At 73.9% G+C, this 16,146-nt stretch carries 15 protein-coding genes; 8 read left to right on the top strand and 7 right to left on the bottom strand.

Translation table 11 applies throughout. From position 1 onward, the window contains the following. Positions 1–74: 74 nt before the first annotated feature. Positions 75–2,720: an HAD-IC family P-type ATPase gene (locus QC029_RS20585; protein ID WP_279557191.1), complete on the bottom strand. Its 2,646-nt coding sequence runs from the start codon at positions 2,718–2,720 to the stop codon at positions 75–77. Positions 2,721–2,833: 113 nt separating this feature from the next. Next, entirely contained in the window at positions 2,834–3,133 is a 300-nt protein-coding gene (locus QC029_RS20580) for a DUF2530 domain-containing protein (RefSeq protein WP_279557190.1), read from the bottom strand. A 278-nt stretch (positions 3,134–3,411) separates the two neighbouring features. Here QC029_RS20580 and QC029_RS20575 point away from each other — a divergent pair, with 278 nt between their 5' ends. From QC029_RS20575 to thpR, 4 genes are all read left to right on the top strand, one after another. Further along, the gene (locus tag QC029_RS20575; protein WP_279557189.1) at positions 3,412–4,902 is read left to right on the top strand and encodes an NCS2 family permease; all 1,491 of its coding nucleotides are present in this window, start codon (positions 3,412–3,414) and stop codon (positions 4,900–4,902) included. A gap of 310 nt (positions 4,903–5,212) precedes the next feature. After that, positions 5,213–5,650, top strand: coding sequence for a MarR family winged helix-turn-helix transcriptional regulator (locus QC029_RS20570; RefSeq protein WP_279557188.1), 438 nt, complete (start codon positions 5,213–5,215; stop codon positions 5,648–5,650). Positions 5,651–5,683: 33 nt separating this feature from the next. Further along, positions 5,684–7,186, top strand: a complete 1,503-nt coding sequence (locus QC029_RS20565; RefSeq protein ID WP_279557187.1) for an MFS transporter — start codon at positions 5,684–5,686, stop codon at positions 7,184–7,186. A gap of 27 nt (positions 7,187–7,213) precedes the next feature. Then, complete coding sequence (gene thpR, locus QC029_RS20560; RefSeq protein WP_279557186.1) at positions 7,214–7,783, top strand: RNA 2',3'-cyclic phosphodiesterase; 570 nt, start codon at positions 7,214–7,216, stop codon at positions 7,781–7,783. 241 nt (positions 7,784–8,024) lie between these two features. On the opposite strand, the gene QC029_RS20555 is transcribed toward thpR, so the two are convergent. Further along, entirely contained in the window at positions 8,025–9,020 is a 996-nt protein-coding gene (locus QC029_RS20555) for an aldo/keto reductase (protein WP_279557185.1), read from the bottom strand. 96 nt (positions 9,021–9,116) lie between these two features. Then, positions 9,117–9,818: a GDSL-type esterase/lipase family protein gene (locus tag QC029_RS20550; protein WP_279557184.1), complete on the bottom strand. Its 702-nt coding sequence runs from the start codon at positions 9,816–9,818 to the stop codon at positions 9,117–9,119. Positions 9,819–9,912: 94 nt separating this feature from the next. Between QC029_RS20550 and QC029_RS20545 the strand changes: the two genes are divergently transcribed. Then, positions 9,913–10,971 carry a hypothetical protein gene (locus QC029_RS20545; protein WP_279557183.1) on the top strand — a complete coding sequence of 353 codons (1,059 nt, stop codon included), beginning with the start codon at positions 9,913–9,915 and terminating at the stop codon, positions 10,969–10,971. A 117-nt stretch (positions 10,972–11,088) separates the two neighbouring features. Continuing rightward, positions 11,089–11,589, top strand: coding sequence for a DUF1772 domain-containing protein (locus QC029_RS20540; protein WP_279557182.1), 501 nt, complete (start codon positions 11,089–11,091; stop codon positions 11,587–11,589). Positions 11,590–11,723: 134 nt separating this feature from the next. On the opposite strand, the gene QC029_RS20535 is transcribed toward QC029_RS20540, so the two are convergent. Then, positions 11,724–12,512, bottom strand: a complete 789-nt coding sequence (locus QC029_RS20535; protein ID WP_279557181.1) for a TetR/AcrR family transcriptional regulator — start codon at positions 12,510–12,512, stop codon at positions 11,724–11,726. An 87-nt stretch (positions 12,513–12,599) separates the two neighbouring features. Here QC029_RS20535 and QC029_RS20530 point away from each other — a divergent pair, with 87 nt between their 5' ends. Together QC029_RS20530 and QC029_RS20525 are read left to right on the top strand one after the other, a co-directional pair. Continuing rightward, the gene (locus QC029_RS20530; RefSeq protein WP_279557180.1) at positions 12,600–13,646 is read left to right on the top strand and encodes an ATP-binding cassette domain-containing protein; all 1,047 of its coding nucleotides are present in this window, start codon (positions 12,600–12,602) and stop codon (positions 13,644–13,646) included. Then, positions 13,643–14,467 (top strand): ABC transporter permease, encoded by an 825-nt coding sequence (locus QC029_RS20525; RefSeq protein ID WP_279557179.1) that lies wholly within the window; start codon positions 13,643–13,645, stop codon positions 14,465–14,467. The genes QC029_RS20530 and QC029_RS20525 overlap by 4 nt, the downstream gene beginning before the upstream one ends. Positions 14,468–14,504: 37 nt before the next feature. Here QC029_RS20525 and QC029_RS20520 read toward each other — a convergent pair whose 3' ends face one another. Both QC029_RS20520 and serC read right to left on the bottom strand, forming a co-directional pair. Continuing rightward, positions 14,505–14,897, bottom strand: a complete 393-nt coding sequence (locus QC029_RS20520; RefSeq protein WP_279557178.1) for a pyridoxamine 5'-phosphate oxidase family protein — start codon at positions 14,895–14,897, stop codon at positions 14,505–14,507. Between the two features lie 124 nt (positions 14,898–15,021). Next, the gene (gene serC, locus QC029_RS20515; protein ID WP_279557177.1) at positions 15,022–16,140 is read right to left on the bottom strand and encodes a phosphoserine transaminase; all 1,119 of its coding nucleotides are present in this window, start codon (positions 16,138–16,140) and stop codon (positions 15,022–15,024) included. Positions 16,141–16,146 lie beyond the last annotated feature (6 nt).

Raw genomic sequence — 16,146 nt, 5'->3', positions numbered from 1 at the left:
GCCCCGGACACCGGCGGGGTCCGGGGCGGTCGCACGTGCGGGGCCCGTCCGGGCCGCATCCGGGCCGGACCGGGTCAGTCCGGGAAGCGGCGGCCGATCCAGCGCCAGACGGCCTCCAGGACGGCCGCCGACGCCACCGCGACGCCGACCGCCGTCCACGGCATCGCCGTGCCGACCAGGCGGACGGCGAAGAAGTCCTGGAGGAACGGGGTGACCAGGACGACCACGAAGGCCGACGCCATGGTGAGCACCAGGCCGATCCGCCACCAGGTGTAGGGGCGGGCGATGATCGCCAGCACCCACAGCGCCACCAGGAACAGCGTCAGCGTCGCCGCGCTGGTCTCGGCCGCCAGCGCGTCGGGGCCGGTGTAGTGGTGGCGGGCCAGCAGGTAGACGGTGAAGGTGGCGGTCGCCGCGATGAGGCCGGAGGGGACCGCGTACCGCATCACGCGCCGCACGAAGTGCGGGCGGGCGCGCTCGCTGTTGGGGGCCAAGGCCAGGAAGAAGGCGGGGATGCCGATGGTCAGGCCGCCCAGCAGGGTCAGGTGGCGGGGCAGGAACGGGTAGGGCACCTGGGAGCAGATGACCAGCAGGGCCAGCAGCACCGAGTAGACGGTCTTGGTGAGGAAGAGGTTGGCGACGCGCTCGATGTTGCCGATGACCCGCCGCCCCTCGGCGACGACCGACGGCAGGGTGGCGAAGGAGTTGTTGAGCAGCACGATCTGGGCGACGGCCTTGGTGGCCTCCGAGCCCGAGCCCATCGAGACGCCGATGTCGGCGTCCTTCAGGGCCAGGACGTCGTTGACGCCGTCGCCGGTCATGGCGACGGTGTGGCCGCGCGACTGGAGGGCGCCGACCATGTCGCGCTTCTGCTGCGGGGTGACGCGGCCGAAGACCGTGCCGTCCTCCAGGACCGCCGCCAGCTCCTCGCGGTCGCCGGGGAGGGTGCGGGCGTCGACGGTGGACTCCGCGCCGGGCAGGCCGAGCTTGGCGGCGACGGCGCCGACGGAGACGGCGTTGTCGCCGGAGATGACCTTCGCCGAGACGTTCTGGTCGGCGAAGTACCGCAGGGTGTCGGCGGCCTCGGGGCGCAGCCGCTGCTCCAGGACGACCAGGGCCGTGGGCTCGACGGCGGACTCGACCGCGCGCCGGGTGCCGGCGGGGCCGGCGAGGAGGGCGGGGTCGTCCAGGGCGAGGGAGGAGCGGGCCAGCAGCAGCACGCGCAGACCCCGCTCGTTGAGGCGGTCGGCCTCGGCGAGGGCGGGGGAGCCGGCGGCGAGCAGGACGTCGGGGGCGCCCAGCAGCCAGGTGCAGTCCTCGCCGCCGGGCTCGGTGAAGGCCGCGCCGCTGTACTTGCGGGCGGAGGAGAAGGGGAGGGCGCCGGTGCACGTCCAGCCGACCGCGCCGTCGGCGGGGTGGGCGTCGACGATGGCCTTCAGGCTGGCGTTGGGGCGCGGGTCGCTGCCGCCGAGCGCGGCGAGGACCTGCCGCACGTACGCGGGGTCGGCGCCGCCCAGCGGGCGCACCTCGGCCACGTCCATGCCGCCCTCGGTGAGGGTGCCGGTCTTGTCCAGGCAGACGGTGTCGATCCGGGCCAGGCCCTCGATGGCGGGCAGCTCCTGCACCAGGCACTGCTGGCGGCCGAGCCGGATGACGCCGATGGCGAAGGCGATGGAGGTCAGCAGCACCAGGCCCTCGGGCACCATCGGCACGATGCCGCCGACCATGCGGCGGATCGCCTCGTCGACGCTGTGGTCCTCCACCAGGAGCTGGCTGAGGACCAGGCCGGCCGCGGCCGGGACGATCATCCAGGTGATGTACTTGAGGATCTGGCTGATGCCGCTGCGCAGTTCGGAGTGGACGAGCGTGAAGCGGGAGGCCTCCTCGGCCAGTTGGGCCGCGTACGCCTCGCGCCCGACCCTGGTGGTGGTGAAGGAGCCGCCGCCGGCGACGACGAAGCTGCCGGACATCACCGTGTCGCCGGGCCGCTTGTGGACGGGGTCGGCCTCGCCGGTCAGGAGGGACTCGTCCACCTCCAGGCCGTCGGACTCGGTGACGGTGCCGTCCACGACGACCTTGTCGCCGGGGCCCAGCTCCACCAGGTCGCCCAGGACGATCTCGTTGGTGTGGACCTCGGCGCTGACGCCGTCGCGGCGGACGGTCGGCTTGGCCTCGCCGATGACGGCCAGGTTGTCCAGCGTCCGCTTGGCGCGCAGCTCCTGGACGATGCCGATGAGGGTGTTGGCGAGGATGACGAAGCCGAACAGGCCGTCCTGGATGGGCCCGACGACCAGGATGATCGCGAAGAGGACGCCGATGATGGCGTTGAAGCGGGTGAAGACGTTGGCGCGGACGATGTCGGCCGTGGAGCGGGAGGACCGCACGGGGACGTCGTTGACCTCGCCGCGGGCCACGCGCTCGGCGACCTCGGCGGAGGTGAGGCCGGCGGCCCGGGTGGCGGGAGGCCCGGCCTGTCCCGCGGCCGCCGGAGCCGCTGCCGCGGCGACCGCCTCCACGGCCGCGTCCACGGCCGCCCCGGCGGCGGCTCTGGTGGCCGCGTCCGTGCCTGTGGCGGTGGCGGTGCCTGTGGCGGTGTCCGTACCGGTGTCCGCGGGTGCGGTGTCCCCGTCCGCGCGGAGGCCCGGCACGGCGAGCGCCGTGCCGTCGTGCGGCTCGGCGGCGCCCCGTCCGCCTCGTACTGTCTCAGCCCGTTCCGTCATGACCCAGACAGTACGAGGCGGAGGCGCTTCCGCGCGCGTGTTGTTGCCCACGTGGAGGTGTCCCGGGACGGAGACCGGGGAAGACTGTCCGGCTTCCCGGAGGCCCTGCCGGGTCAGCCGGAGGCCGCGGGTCCGTCCGGGGCCGTGTCCGTGCCGCTCTCCCGCGCGAGGCGCTCGCGGCGCAGCCCCGCCTCGCGGCGGCGGACGAACCAGATGCCGTAGAGGCCCAGGACGCCGCCCGCCAGGCAGGTCCACAGCCACCAGGTGCGGCCGTGGTCGGCGAACCAGCCGTAGAAGGGGAGCTGGACCAGGAAGAGCGTGAACCAGATGACCGTGCCGCCCACGACGGTGGCGACGACGTTGCCCTCCAGGGGCTCGGGTGCCTCGCGCTCCCCGCTCGTCCACCTGCTCAAGCCCATCGTCCGGCCCTCTCGCTTCCCGTCACCCCGTCGCCCGTCCGTGCCGCGGCGTTCCGGACCAGCGTAACGAGGGGCGGGGCCGCGGCCGACCCGGGAGTGGCGTCCGGGTGGAGGACGGGTGTGGGGAGCGTCACGGCGGATCCCGGGAATCCCTCCCCCCGCGCGTGGCCTTTTCGGAAGTAGTGCGTTCATACTGAAAGCACCTTGGATTCACCGGTTCCCGTTGGAGGAACCTCCAAGAACACCCCCGAACCGCCCAGCGAAGGTCACGCATGTCCGCTCCGGCCACCGCCACCCCGGCCACGCCAGACACCCCTGGCACCTCCGGCAACGAATCCGGACCCCAGCCGCCCAGGAACGGCATCGACCGCTTCTTCAGGATCTCCGAGCGGGGCTCGACCGTGGGCCGCGAACTGCGTGGCGGACTCGCCACCTTCTTCGCGATGGCCTACATCGTCGTGCTGAACCCGATCATCCTCGGCGCGGGCACGGACAAGTTCGGCCAGCAGCTCGACAACGCCCAGCTCGTCACCGCCACCGCGCTGATGGCCGGTCTGACCACCGTCCTGATGGGCGTCATCGGCAACGTGCCCATCGCGCTGGCCGCCGGGCTCGGCATCAACGCCGTGGTCTCCCTCCAGCTCGCGCCCCAGATGAGCTGGCCCGACGCCATGGGCATGGTGGTCCTGGCCGGCCTGGTGCTGATGCTGCTGGTCGCCTCCGGGCTGCGCGAGCGCGTCATGGACGCCATACCCGGCGGGCTGCGCCGGGCCATCGCGATCGGCATCGGCCTGTTCATCACCCTCATCGGCCTGGTGGACTCCGGCTTCGTCACCCGCAACCCCGACGCGGCCCACACCACCGTGCCGCTCGGCCTCGGGCAGGGCGGGCACCTCACGGGCTGGCCGGTGCTCGTCTTCGTCCTCGGCGTGGCCCTGACCTTCGTCCTGGTCGTCCGGAAGGCCAAGGGCGCGATCCTGATCAGCATCGTCGTGATGACCGTGGTGGCCGTGGCGGTCAACGCGGTCGCCGAGATCCCGGACGCCGCGTGGGGCCTGGCCGTGCCCAACGTGCCCGAGAGCATCGTGAGCACCCCGGACTTCGGCCTGATCGGCGAGGTCAGCCTCTTCGGCGGCTTCGCGGAGGTCGGCGTGCTGACCGGCTCGCTGTTCGTCTTCACCGTGCTGCTGTCGGGCTTCTTCGACGCGATGGGCACCATCATCGGCGTCGGCCACGAGGCGAAGCTGACCGACGACGAGGGCCGGCTGCCGGGCATGGGCCGCATCCTGATGACCGACGGCGTCGCCGTCGCGGGCGGCGGCTTCGGCTCCTGCTCGGCCAACACCTGCTTCGTGGAGTCCACCGCCGGTGTCGGCGAGGGCGCCCGCACCGGCCTGGCCAACATCATGACCGGCGCGCTGTTCCTGCTGGCCCTGGTCTTCACGCCGCTGGCCACCGTGGTGCCGTCGCACGCCGCGACCCCGGCGCTGGTCGTGGTCGGCTTCCTGATCATGGCCTCGAACGTGCGGGAGATCGACTGGAGCGACCAGACCGTCGCGGTCCCGGCGTTCCTGACGCTGATCTCCATGCCGTTCACCTACAGCATCACCAACGGCATCGGCATCGGCGTGCTCTCCTACATCCTGCTGCGCACCGCCACCGGGCGCTTCCGCGAGATCCCGTGGCTGCTGAACGCCGTGGGCGCCTGCTTCCTCGTCTACTTCCTGCTGGACCCGATCCAGCAGGCGCTGGGGATCGGCTGAGCCGGGGACCGGCCGAGCCGCCCGGCGGCGCATCAGGCGGAACCGCCACGGACGAGCGTCCGGACCGCACGGTCCGGGCGCTCGTTCCGCGTTGTGCGGCACGGCGGCGGAACCCTTCGAGGGGCGCGCCGCCCGTCCGTAGGCTGAGCACCTTCCCATCCGTGGACTCCATGGGGACGCGGTCTCGGGGTAGGCGGGGGACGTGCGTCGGTTCTCCCCGCGGACTCGCTCGCAGGGGTGATGAAAGCCACCCCGTCCGCACCCTCTCCGGATTAGTCCTTAGGCGAGGTAATGAGTTAGGCTAATGAATATGCCGGATCTGTCCCGGGGCGAGGACGCCGAAGCCGTCAACGCCCTCCGCTCCGCCACGATGCGCCTGGCGCGCCGCATCAAGCACCAGCGCGTCGACGAGTCGCTGAGCCCGGCCGAGATGTCGGTCCTCGGCACCCTCGCGCGCTGCGGCTCCGCCACCCCCGGCGAGCTGGCGCGCAAGGAGCACGTACAGCCGCCGTCGATGACCCGCATCGTGGCGATGCTGGAGGCGAAGGGCCTCGTCCGGCTGGAGCCGCATCCGGACGACCGCCGCCAGAAGGTGGTCAACCGCACCGAGCAGGCCGAGGCGATGCTCGCCGCGAGCCGCGCCAAGCGGAACGCCTGGCTCGCCGAGCTCGCCGGGCAGCTCGACGAGGACGAGTGGGCACGCCTGCGCGCCGCCGCGCCCGTCCTGGAGAAGCTCGCGCACCTGTAAGTAAGGAGTCGCACCACGAGGAGGCGAAGCCGATTGAGTTCGGGACCCGGAGCACACTCCGCACCCGCACCTGACGGAAACAGGAAGACCACCACCGCCGCCGGGGCCGCCGCGAAACCCTCGACGTTCAGTTCGCTGCGCATCCGCAACTACCGGCTGTTCGCCATGGGACAGCTCGTCTCCAACACCGGCACCTGGATGCAGCGCATCGCCCAGGACTGGCTGGTCCTCAGCCTCACCGGATCCGCGACGGCCGTCGGCATCACCACCGCGCTGCAGTTCCTCCCCATGATGCTCCTCGGGCTGTACGGCGGTGTCATCGCCGACCGCTACCCCAAGCGCAGGCTGCTGCTGATCACCCAGACCGCGATGGGCCTCACCGGGCTCGCGCTCGCCGCGCTGACCCTCAGCGGCCACGTCCACGTCTGGCACGTCTACGCGCTCGCCTTCGTCCTGGGCCTGGCGACGGTCGTCGACAACCCCGCCCGGCAGACCTTCGTCTCGGAGATGGTCGGCCCCGACCAGCTCGCCAACGCCGTCTCCCTCAACGGCGCCAACTTCCAGTCCGCCCGCCTGGTCGGCCCGGCCGTCGCCGGCGTGCTGATCACGGCCGTGGGCAGCGGCTGGGCGTTCCTGCTCAACGGGCTGTCGTTCATCGCGCCGATCACCGGCCTGCTGATGATGCGCACCGCCGAGCTGCACCCCGTCGAGCGCGCCCCGCGCGCCAAGGGCCAGCTGCGCGAGGGACTGCGGTACGTCGCGAGCCGGCCGGACCTGATCTGGCCGATCACGCTCGTCGGCTTCGTCGGCACCTTCGCCTACAACTTCCCGATCTGGCTCACCGCCTTCACCGACAAGGTCTTCGACGAGGGCGCGGGCACCTACGGCCTGCTCAACAGCCTGATGGCCGTCGGCTCGGTCGTCGGCGCGCTGCTGGCCGCCCGGCGCGGTGTGAGCCGGATGCGGGTGATGGTCGGCGCGGCGCTGATCTTCGGCGTGCTGGAGGTGACGGCCGCCGTCTCCCCGTCGTTCTGGCTCTTCGCCCTGCTGATGGCGCCCATCGGCGCCGTGGGCCTGACCTTCAACGTCACCGCCAACGCCACCGTCCAGCTCGCCTCCGACCCCGCGATGCGCGGCCGGGTGATGAGCCTGTACATGATGGTGTTCATGGGCGGCACCCCGATCGGCGGGCCGCTCATGGGCTGGATCACCGACGTCCACGGCCCCCGCGTCGGCTTCCTGGCCGGCGGACTGGTCTCGGCCCTGGCCGCCGTCGCGACCGGCCTGGTGCTGGCCCGGATCGGCGGGCTGCGGCTGAGGGTGGACCTCCGCCGCGGCCGTCGCGTCCTGGCGTTCGTCCCGGTGGCGCGGGGGGAGGGGCAGGAGAGCATAACGGGCACCGGTCCCGCCCCGGACCGGACCCCGGCCTCCCCGAACCGGACCGTCCCCGCCTCCGCCCCCGCCGCCGCGCCGCCCAGCGCCCCGGCCTCCGCGCCGGACGGGGAGCGGGACCACCGCAGGGAGGTGCTCGCGTGAGGCGCCGCCTCGCGTGAGACTCCTCCCATGAGACTCTTCACCGCCGTGCTGCCTCCCCCCGCCGCCGTCGCGGAACTGGCGGAGGAGGTGGACCGGCTGAAGGCGCTGCCCGGCGCCGACCGGCTGCGCTGGGTCCTCCCCGAGGGCTGGCACTTCACGCTCGCCTTCCTGGGGGAGGTGGACGACGGCCTCCTGCCCGGGCTGCGCGAGCGCCTGGAGCGCGCCGCCCACCGCCACCACCCCTTCGACCTGCGGCTGGCGGGGGGCGGCCGGTTCGGCGACCGGGTGCTGTGGGCCGGGGTGGGCGACGGCCGCGAGCCGCTGCGCCGGCTGGCCGCCTCCGTCACCGCCGGCGTCAACCGCGCCGGGGTGCCGACCGAGGACCGCCCCTACCGGCCGCACCTGACCGTCGCCCGCGCCGCCCACCGCGGCCCGGGCCCGGACCTGCGCCCCCTGGCGGCGGCCCTGGAGGACTTCGCGGGACGTACGTGGCGGGCGGAGGAGCTGGCCCTCGTCCGCAGCCGCCTGCCCCGGTCCGGGATCCCCGGGGAGCACCCCCGCTACGAGACGCTGGCGGCCTGGCCGCTGGGCCGCTGACCGGGCGGGCTACCGTGGGGGCGTGGATCCGAAGACCCGTACCCGCATCGTGAGCGGTGCCCTGGTGCTGATGCTCGTCGTGGTGGCGCTGGCGGCTCTCCTCAGCTGACCCGCCCGACCCGCCCCGATCCCGCCGGGCGGACGGCCCGCCGACGACGGGGACGGCCGCCCGGCCCGCTCGGCGGGACGGACGGCCGTACGCGTCACCGCGCGGCGCCCGGCGCGGCGCCCGCCGCCGGGATCACCAGGCGAACGCCTCCGGGGACGGGCCCGGACCGGGGAAGATCTCCTCCAGCGACGCCAGCAGCTCCTCGCCCAGCTCCAGCTCCACCGCGCGCAGCGCCGAGTCGAGCTGCTCGCGCGTGCGCGGGCCGACGATCGGGCCGGTCACCCCCGGGCGGGTGAGCAGCCAGGCCAGGGCCACCTCGCCGGGCTCCAGGCCGTGCCCGTCCAGCAGGTCCTCGTACGCCTGGATCTGCTCGCGGACCTTGGTGTTGGCCAGGGCGTCGCCCGAGCGGCCGGAGGTGGTGCGCGCGCCGCCGCCCTCCCTCTCCTTGCGGATGGCGCCGCCCAGCAGACCGCCGTGCAGCGGCGACCACGGGATGACCCCCAGGCCGTAGCCCTGCGCGGCCGGGACGACCTCCATCTCGGCGCGGCGCTCGGCCAGGTTGTACAGGCACTGCTCGCTGACCAGCCCGAGGCTGCCGCGGCGGGCGGCGGCCTCGTTGGCCTGCGCGATGTGCCAGCCCGCGAAGTTGGACGACCCGGCGTAGAGGATCTTGCCCTGCTGGACCAGGACGTCCATCGCCTGCCAGATCTCCTCCCACGGCGTGTTCCGGTCGACGTGGTGGAACTGGTACAGGTCGATGTGGTCCGTCTGGAGCCGCCTGAGGCTGGCCTCGACGGCACGGCGGATGTTCACCGCGGAGAGCTTGTCGTGGTTGGGCCACACGTCGCCGTCGGCGCCCATGTTGCCGTACACCTTGGTGGCCAGGACGACCTTGTCGCGGCGGTCGCCGCCGCCGGCGAACCAGTTGCCGATGATCTCCTCGGTGCGGCCCTTGTTCTCGCCCCAGCCGTAGACGTTGGCGGTGTCGAAGAAGTTGACGCCCGCGTCGAGCGCGGCGTCCATGATGGCGTGGCTGTCGGCCTCGTCGGTCTGCGGACCGAAGTTCATCGTGCCGAGGACCAGGCGGCTGACCTTGAGACCGGTGCGTCCGAGCTGCGTGTACTTCATGGGCACCAGCCAACGCGTTGGAGCGGACTCAAGGCAAGGGCGACCCGCACGGCCTGGAACACGGGGCTCCGGATTCCCGGATGCCGGGACGCGCCGTCACTCCCCGGAAGGCGGCGCGTACGGACCGCCGATCCCCCACGCCTGGTGCATCGCGTCGGCGAAGGCCGCGGCGATGCGGTGCTCGCCGCGGGCGGTGGGATGGGTGCCGTCGTAGGTGTCGCGGGCCAGGTCCCAGTCGTGCGGCGGCGAGGCCAGCAGCAGCGGCGAGGCGGGGGTGGACAGTTCGGCCACGGACTTGGCCAGCAGCTCGTTGAAGCGCTCGCACTCGGCGGCGAAGAAGGCGTCGTCCCGCGCCCGCACGTTGGGGATCACCGGCAGCAGCACGGCCCGTACGCCCGGCTCGGCGGAACGGGCCCCGGCGAGGAAGCGGTGGACGTTGCCGGCCGTGGCGTCGGAGCCGGTGTAGAAGCCGAGGTCGATCAGGCCGAGGAAGACCAGCAGGGTGTCGGCGCGGTGTTCGCGCACCGCGCCGGCTATCAGGGGCGCCATGTGCAGCCAGCCCTCGCCCCAGCCGGCGAGGTGGCGGCGCGCGGGCACGGGGAAGTCCGGGTCGGCGTAGTCCTGGGACACCGGGGCGCCGGCGGCCTTGTCGTACAGCGCGTCGCGCGGGCCGACGATCTCGTACGCCTCGCCGCGGGAGCCGCAGGTGCGCTCCAGGTGCCGCCACATGCGGTGGCGCCAGGTGTGCTCGCCGGCGCTGCCGATGGTCATGGAGTCGCCGACGAGGAGCACGCGCATCCGCACATCCTCCCGGACGGCGGCCGCGGCGTGCGACGTGACGCCCCTCACCCGGCGGTCCGGGGCACCCGCGCGCGGATGGCAGGCTTGGCCCATGCGGAGGCTTCTGCGCGCCCTGGGCGCGGCGACGGTGATCGGGGTGGCGGGGGCGGGCACGGCCGGGACGGCGTCGGCGGCGGACCCCGCCGCCGACGGCTTCACGATCGAGGACGAGCGGATCACCGAGTCCAGCGGCCTGGCCGCCAGCCGCGCCCACCCCGGCGTGTACTGGACGCACAACGACAGCGACGACGGGCCGTACGTCTACGCGGTCGACGGCCGGACGGGGAGGACCGTCGCCACGATCACCCTGACCGGCGTCGAACCGCGCGACGTCGAGGCCGTCTCGGTCGGCCCGGACGGCGGCGTGTACGTCGGCGACATCGGCGACAACTTCGGCGGCCGGTGGCCCGAGGTGTGGATCTACCGCTTCGCCGAGCCCGAGAGGCTGGCCGACCAGGCCGTCCCGGTCACCCGCCACACCGTGCGCTACGCCGACGGCCCGCGCGACGCCGAGTCGCTGGCCGTCCATCCCGTCACCGGGCGGGTGTACATCGTCAGCAAGCGCGAGGACGGCGGCGCCCTCTACGCCGGTCCCGGTAAGCTCTCGGCGTCCGGCGTGAACACCTTCACGCGCGTCGCGGACATCGGCCTGTGGGCGACCGACGCCGCCTTCTCCCCGGACGGCACCCGGCTGGCGGTGCGCGGCTACTTCGGCGGGACCGTGTACGCCTGGGAGGACGGCGCGCCCCGGGAGCTGGGGCGGCTGACGGTGCCGGTGCAGCGCCAGGGCGAGTCGATGACCTTCACCCCGGACGGCCGGACCCTGCTGTACGGCACGGAGGGCGAGCGCAGCGCCGTGCAGCCGATGCCGCTGACCGGCGATCAGCTCCCGGAGGAGGCGCGGCAGGAGGAGCCGGACCGGGCCGGGGACGGGAAGCGGGACGCGGGCGGCGCGGACGCGCCGAACGGCGGCGGCGACGGCGGCGACGGCGGCGGGGAGGACGGCGGGGAGGAGGGCGGCACCGTCGGCTTCGGCCTCGCCCTCGCCGCGGGCGCCGTCCTGATCCTCGCCCTGCGCCGCTCGAAGCGGCGCGGGAGCGGCGGCTCCTGACCCGGGGCCGGCCCCTGCCCGGGCCCGGCCCATCGACCACCGCGTTCCCCCAGCGAAGGAGATCCACATGCGCAAGCCCACCCACCGTGCCGCCGCCCGCACCCGGGAGGCGGCGGCATGAGGACGCTCACGACCCTCTCCCTGCTGGCGGGCACGGTGACCGCGGGCCTGATGGCCGGGCTGTTCGCGGGCTTCGCCTACGCCGTCATGCCCGGACTGCGCCGCGGCGACGACCGCACGTTCGTCGCCGCGATGCGGCAGATCAACAGGGCGATCCTCAACGGCTGGTTCATGAGCTGCTTCCTGGGGGCGCTCGTCGCGCTCGCCGCCGCCGCCGTCCTGCAGTGGACCGGCGGCGAGCGCGCGGGCCTGCCGTTCACCGCCGCCGCGCTGGCGCTGTACCTGGTGGTGTTCGCGGTCACCGCGGCCGCCAATGTCCCGCTCAACGAGCGGCTCGACGCCGCCGGCGAGCCGGACGCCGTCGGCGACCTCGCAGCCGTGCGGGAGCGCTTCGAGTCCGCGTGGGTCGCCTGGAACACCGTCCGCGCGGTGGCGGCCACCGCCTCGTTCGGCTGCGCGGCCTGGGCCCTGGTCCTGTACGGGCGCGGCATGTCCTGACCCCATGCCCTGACACGCCCTGACACGTCCCGGCCCCCGCCCTGACGTTCGTACGGCCCGTCCGCCCGGCCGTGCTCCCGTCAGGGCCTCCCCGGCACATCCCCGGTGCCTCCCCGGCGTCGCCCCCGCGGCGGTCAGCGGTCCGGCTCGCCGCCCAGCCGCTCGGCGGTCCCCCCGCCCGCGGCGGCGAGGAACGCCTCCAGACCGTCGAGCAGCCGCTCCAGGCCGAACTCGAAGAGCCGCTCCCCGGGGACGGCGAAGGTGTCCTCCGAGAGGGCCGCCGCGTGCGGGTACGCGCCGCTGAGCATGGCCTTCTCCAGCAGGGGCCGGTGCGCGGTCCAGAACTCCTCGTCGCTGATGCCCGTCTGCCGCGCGGCGAGGGCCGCGTGGACGTGGGTGCGGGCGCAGCCGGCGACGTAGCCGTCGAGGGCGGCGATGAACCCCAGCCGCTCCTGGTCGGTGACGGCGAGACCGGCCAGCCCGGAGAGGGCGTAGTCGAAGCCGGCCATGGCGCCGGGGCCGAGGACGGGCCGGGCCAGACTGGTCTGGAGCAGCCAGGGGTGCGCCAGGTACATCCGCCAGTTGCCGTGGGCGACGTACCGCAGGACCGTGCGCCAGTCGGCGTCCCGGGGGGCGTCGTCGCCGGGCATCGTCCGGTAGGCCCGGTCGATCATCAGCTCCAGCAGTTCGGCCTTGCCCGGCACGTAGCGGTAGAGCGACATCGTGCCGACGCCCAGTTCGGCCGCGACGCGGCGCATGGAGAGCGCGTCGATCCCCTCGGCGTCGGCGACCGCGGTGCCCGCGGCGGCGATGCGTTCCGGGGTCAGGCCCGGCTTGGGGCCCCGGGAGGGCCGCTCCCCCTGGCCCCACAGGAGGTCGAGGCTGCGCTTGAGGTAGCCGCGGTCGCTGTTCTCGCTCGTCATCGTGCCCCCATCCTACGGGTGCGCGAAAAAACCGAGTACGGTGTACGCACAATCGGGTACGCTGTACTCGGTTTGGAGGGAGACACCATGACCACACCCGCATCCCCGTACGCCGTGCTGGCGGAGGGGCTGGTGAAGCGGTGCGGGGGCAGGAACGCCCTCGACGGGCTCGACCTGGCGGTACGGCGCGGCACCGTGCACGGACTGCTCGGCCCCAACGGCGCGGGCAAGACCACCGCCGTCCGCGTCCTGGCCACGCTCGTCCGGCCCGACGGCGGCCGGGCCGCCGTGGCGGGGCACGACGTGGCCCGCGAGCCGGCCCGCGTACGCCGCCGGATCGGGCTGACCGGGCAGTACGCCGCGGTCGACGAGATCCTCACCGGCCGTCAGAACCTGGAGATGTTCGGCCGCCTGTTCCACCTCGGCACCCGCCGCGCGCGGCGGCGGGCCGGGGAGCTGCTGGAGCGCTTCGAGCTGACCGAGGCGGCCGACAGGCCGCTCAGGACGTACAGCGGCGGCATGCGGCGCCGTCTGGACCTGGCCGCCGGGATGATCCTCGCCCCCGAGGTGCTCTTCCTCGACGAGCCCACCACCGGACTCGACCCGCGCAGCCGCAACGAGGTGTGGGAGGCGGTGCGCTCGCTGGTCGCCGGCGGTACGACGGTGCTGCTCACCACGCAGTACCTGGAGGAGGCCGACCGGCTCGCCGACCGCGTCACCGTGATCGACCGCGGTGTGCGCATCGCCGACGACACTCCGGCCGCCCTCAAGAGCGCCGTCGGCGGCGACCGGGTGGAGGTGGTGCTGCGCGACGCGGCCGACGTGCCCGCCGCCGCCGGGATCCTCGCCCGCGTCGCGGACGGGGGCGCCCGGCCGTACGCCGACCCCGTGGAGCGCCGGGTGCACGCGCCGGTCACCGACCGGGTGGCCGCGCTCATCGAGGTGGCGCGGAGCCTGCGGGACGAGGGCATCGGGGTGGAGGACGTCGGCCTGCGCCGCCCCACCCTGGACGAGGTCTTCCTGCGCCTGACCGGCCACCGCACCGGCACCGGTACCGCCGCCGGCACCGATACCGGCGCAGTCACCGGCACCGGCGCAGTCACCGGCACCGAGCAGAGGGAGAACGCGGCGTGAGCGACCTGGACACCACGGCCCCGGCCGGCCCGGAGAACCGCCTGTACTGGGCCCTCGCCGACTGCTGGACGATCGTCCGCCGCGATCTGACCCACCTCGCCCGCCAGCCGTCCATCATCGCCTGGCAGCTCGGCTTCCCGATCGTCTCGGTGCTGCTGTTCGTCTACGTCTTCGGCAGCGCCATGGACGTGGGCACGGCGGACTACGCGTCGTACGCGCTGCCCGGCATGTTCACCATGACGATGGCCTTCGGCTTCATGAACACCGCGATGGCCGTCGCCGTCGACAAGGAGCGGGGGATCACCGACCGGTTCCGTTCCATGCCCATGTCGCCCTCGGCGGTGGTCACCGGCCGCGGCGTCTCCGACGTGCTGCACGCCGCGCTGGACCTGCTGGTGCTGGCGGTGATCGCCCTGGTGGTCGGCTGGCGCTCGGACGGCGGCCCGCTCGCCACCCTGTACGCCTTCGCGCTGCTGCTCCTGCTGCGCTTCGCGCTGATCTGGGTCGGGGTCCTCATCGGGCTGCTCGTGCCCAACCAGGAGGCCGCGGGGAACCTGTTCGCGCTCGCCTTCCCCTTCGGGATGATCTCCAGCGTCTTCACCCCGCCCTCGATGATGCCGGACTGGCTGGGCGCGATCGCGATGTGGAACCCGGTCTCCTCCACGGCGAACGCCGTGCGCGACCTCTTCGGCAACCCGGTGCCGGGCGGCGGGAGCTGGATCGAGCAGCACGCGGCGCTGATGGCGGTGGTCTGGCCGCTGGTGATCACGGCGGTCTTCCTGCCCCTGGCGGTACGGCGCTACCAGCGGCTGTCGAACTGAGGGGGCGGCGGGGGCCGCGCCGTTCGCCGCCGGTCCCTCACCGCTCGCCCACCGGCCGCAGCTCGTACAGCAGCGACCGGTCGAGCATCAGCCGGTGGCCCAGCGGCACCAGCACACCCCGTACGGGGCGCTTCCGGGACAGGTGCCGGGCCGCGTGCCGGGCCTCGCGGCCCGCCAGCCGCCGCACGTCCACCTTCACCGGGGCGCCCGCCGGGGTGCCGCCGAGGGTGGCGGGGGAGATCTCCGCCTCGGGGCGGCGGCGCAGCCGCTCGGCGGTGCCCGACCGGCCGTGCGCGCGCACGTAGGCGCGGTCCCCCTCCACGGCGATCGCGGTGGCCGTCCCCACGGGGACGCCCTCGCGGTCGTACGTGGCCAGCCAGACGCGCGGCTCGTCGGCGAAGAGGCTGAGTCCGGTGCCGGGAGTGGTCATGCGCCGCCGGGTACCTCGCCGGGACCCGGCGGAAACGGGCGAGGGCCCGGCCGCACCGGCGGCCGGGCCCTCGGAGGTCCTCCGGGGTCCCCCGGGATCCGCGGGGCCCCTCGGGGTCTCGGGATCAGAGCCGCTCGGCGACGTAGTCCACGCAGGCCGTCAGCGCCTCGACGTCCGCCGGCTCGACGGCCGGGAACATCGCGACGCGCAGCTGGTTGCGGCCCAGCTTGCGGTACGGCTCGGTGTCCACGATGCCGTTGGCGCGCAGCACCTTGGCGATCGCGGCGGCGTCGACGCCCTCGGCGAAGTCGATGGTGCCGACGACCTGCGAGCGCCGGGCCGGGTCGGCCACGAACGGCGTGGCGTACGCGGACTTCTCCGCCCAGCCGTACAGCCGCGAGGAGGAGTCGGCGGTGCGGGAGACGGCCCAGTCCAGACCGCCCTGGCCGTTGATCCACTCCAGCTGGTCGGCCAGCAGGAAGAGGGTGGCGACGGCCGGGGTGTTGTACGTCTGGTTCTTGCGGGAGTTGTCGATCGCGGTCGGCAGGTCGAAGAACGCCGGGATGTGGCGGTCGCCCGCGGCGATCCGCTCGGCCCGCTCCAGCGCGGCCGGGGAGAACACGCCCAGCCACAGGCCGCCGTCGGCGGCGAAGGACTTCTGCGGGGCGAAGTAGTAGACGTCGGTCTGGGCGATGTCCACCGGCAGGCCGCCCGCGCCGGAGGTGGCGTCCACCAGCACCAGGGCGCCCTCGTCCGCGCCCGGGACGCGGGTGATCGGCATGGCGACGCCGGTGGAGGTCTCGTTGTGGGTGAGGGCGTACACGTCCACGCCCGCCTCGGCCTCCGGCTGCGGGTGGGAGCCGGGGTCGGAGGAGATGACGGTCGGCTCGGCCAGCCAGGGGGCGAGCTTGGCGGCCTTGGCGAACTTCGAGGAGAACTCGCCGAAGGACAGGTGCTGGGACTTCGACTCGATCAGGCCGTGGGTCGCGATGTCCCAGAAGGCGGTGGAGCCGCCGTTGCCCAGGACGACCTCGTAGCCCTCCGGCAGCCCGAAGAGTTCCTTCACTCCCTCGCGCACCCTGCCGACCAGGTTCTTGACCGGAGCCTGGCGGTGTGAGGTGCCCAGCAGGGACGTACCGGTGGCGGCCAGGGCGCTCAGCGCCTCCGTCCGCACCTTGGACGGGCCCGAACCGAATCGTCCGTCGGCGGGCTTGATGTCTGCGGGAATCTGGAGATCGGCCACGCTCCG

The organism is Streptomyces sp. DH37 (assembly GCF_029813835.1).
Lineage (GTDB): Bacteria > Actinomycetota > Actinomycetes > Streptomycetales > Streptomycetaceae > Streptomyces.
Note: the sequence above shows the minus strand (reverse complement) of the source record. Positions and strands in the feature narration are given on the sequence as shown.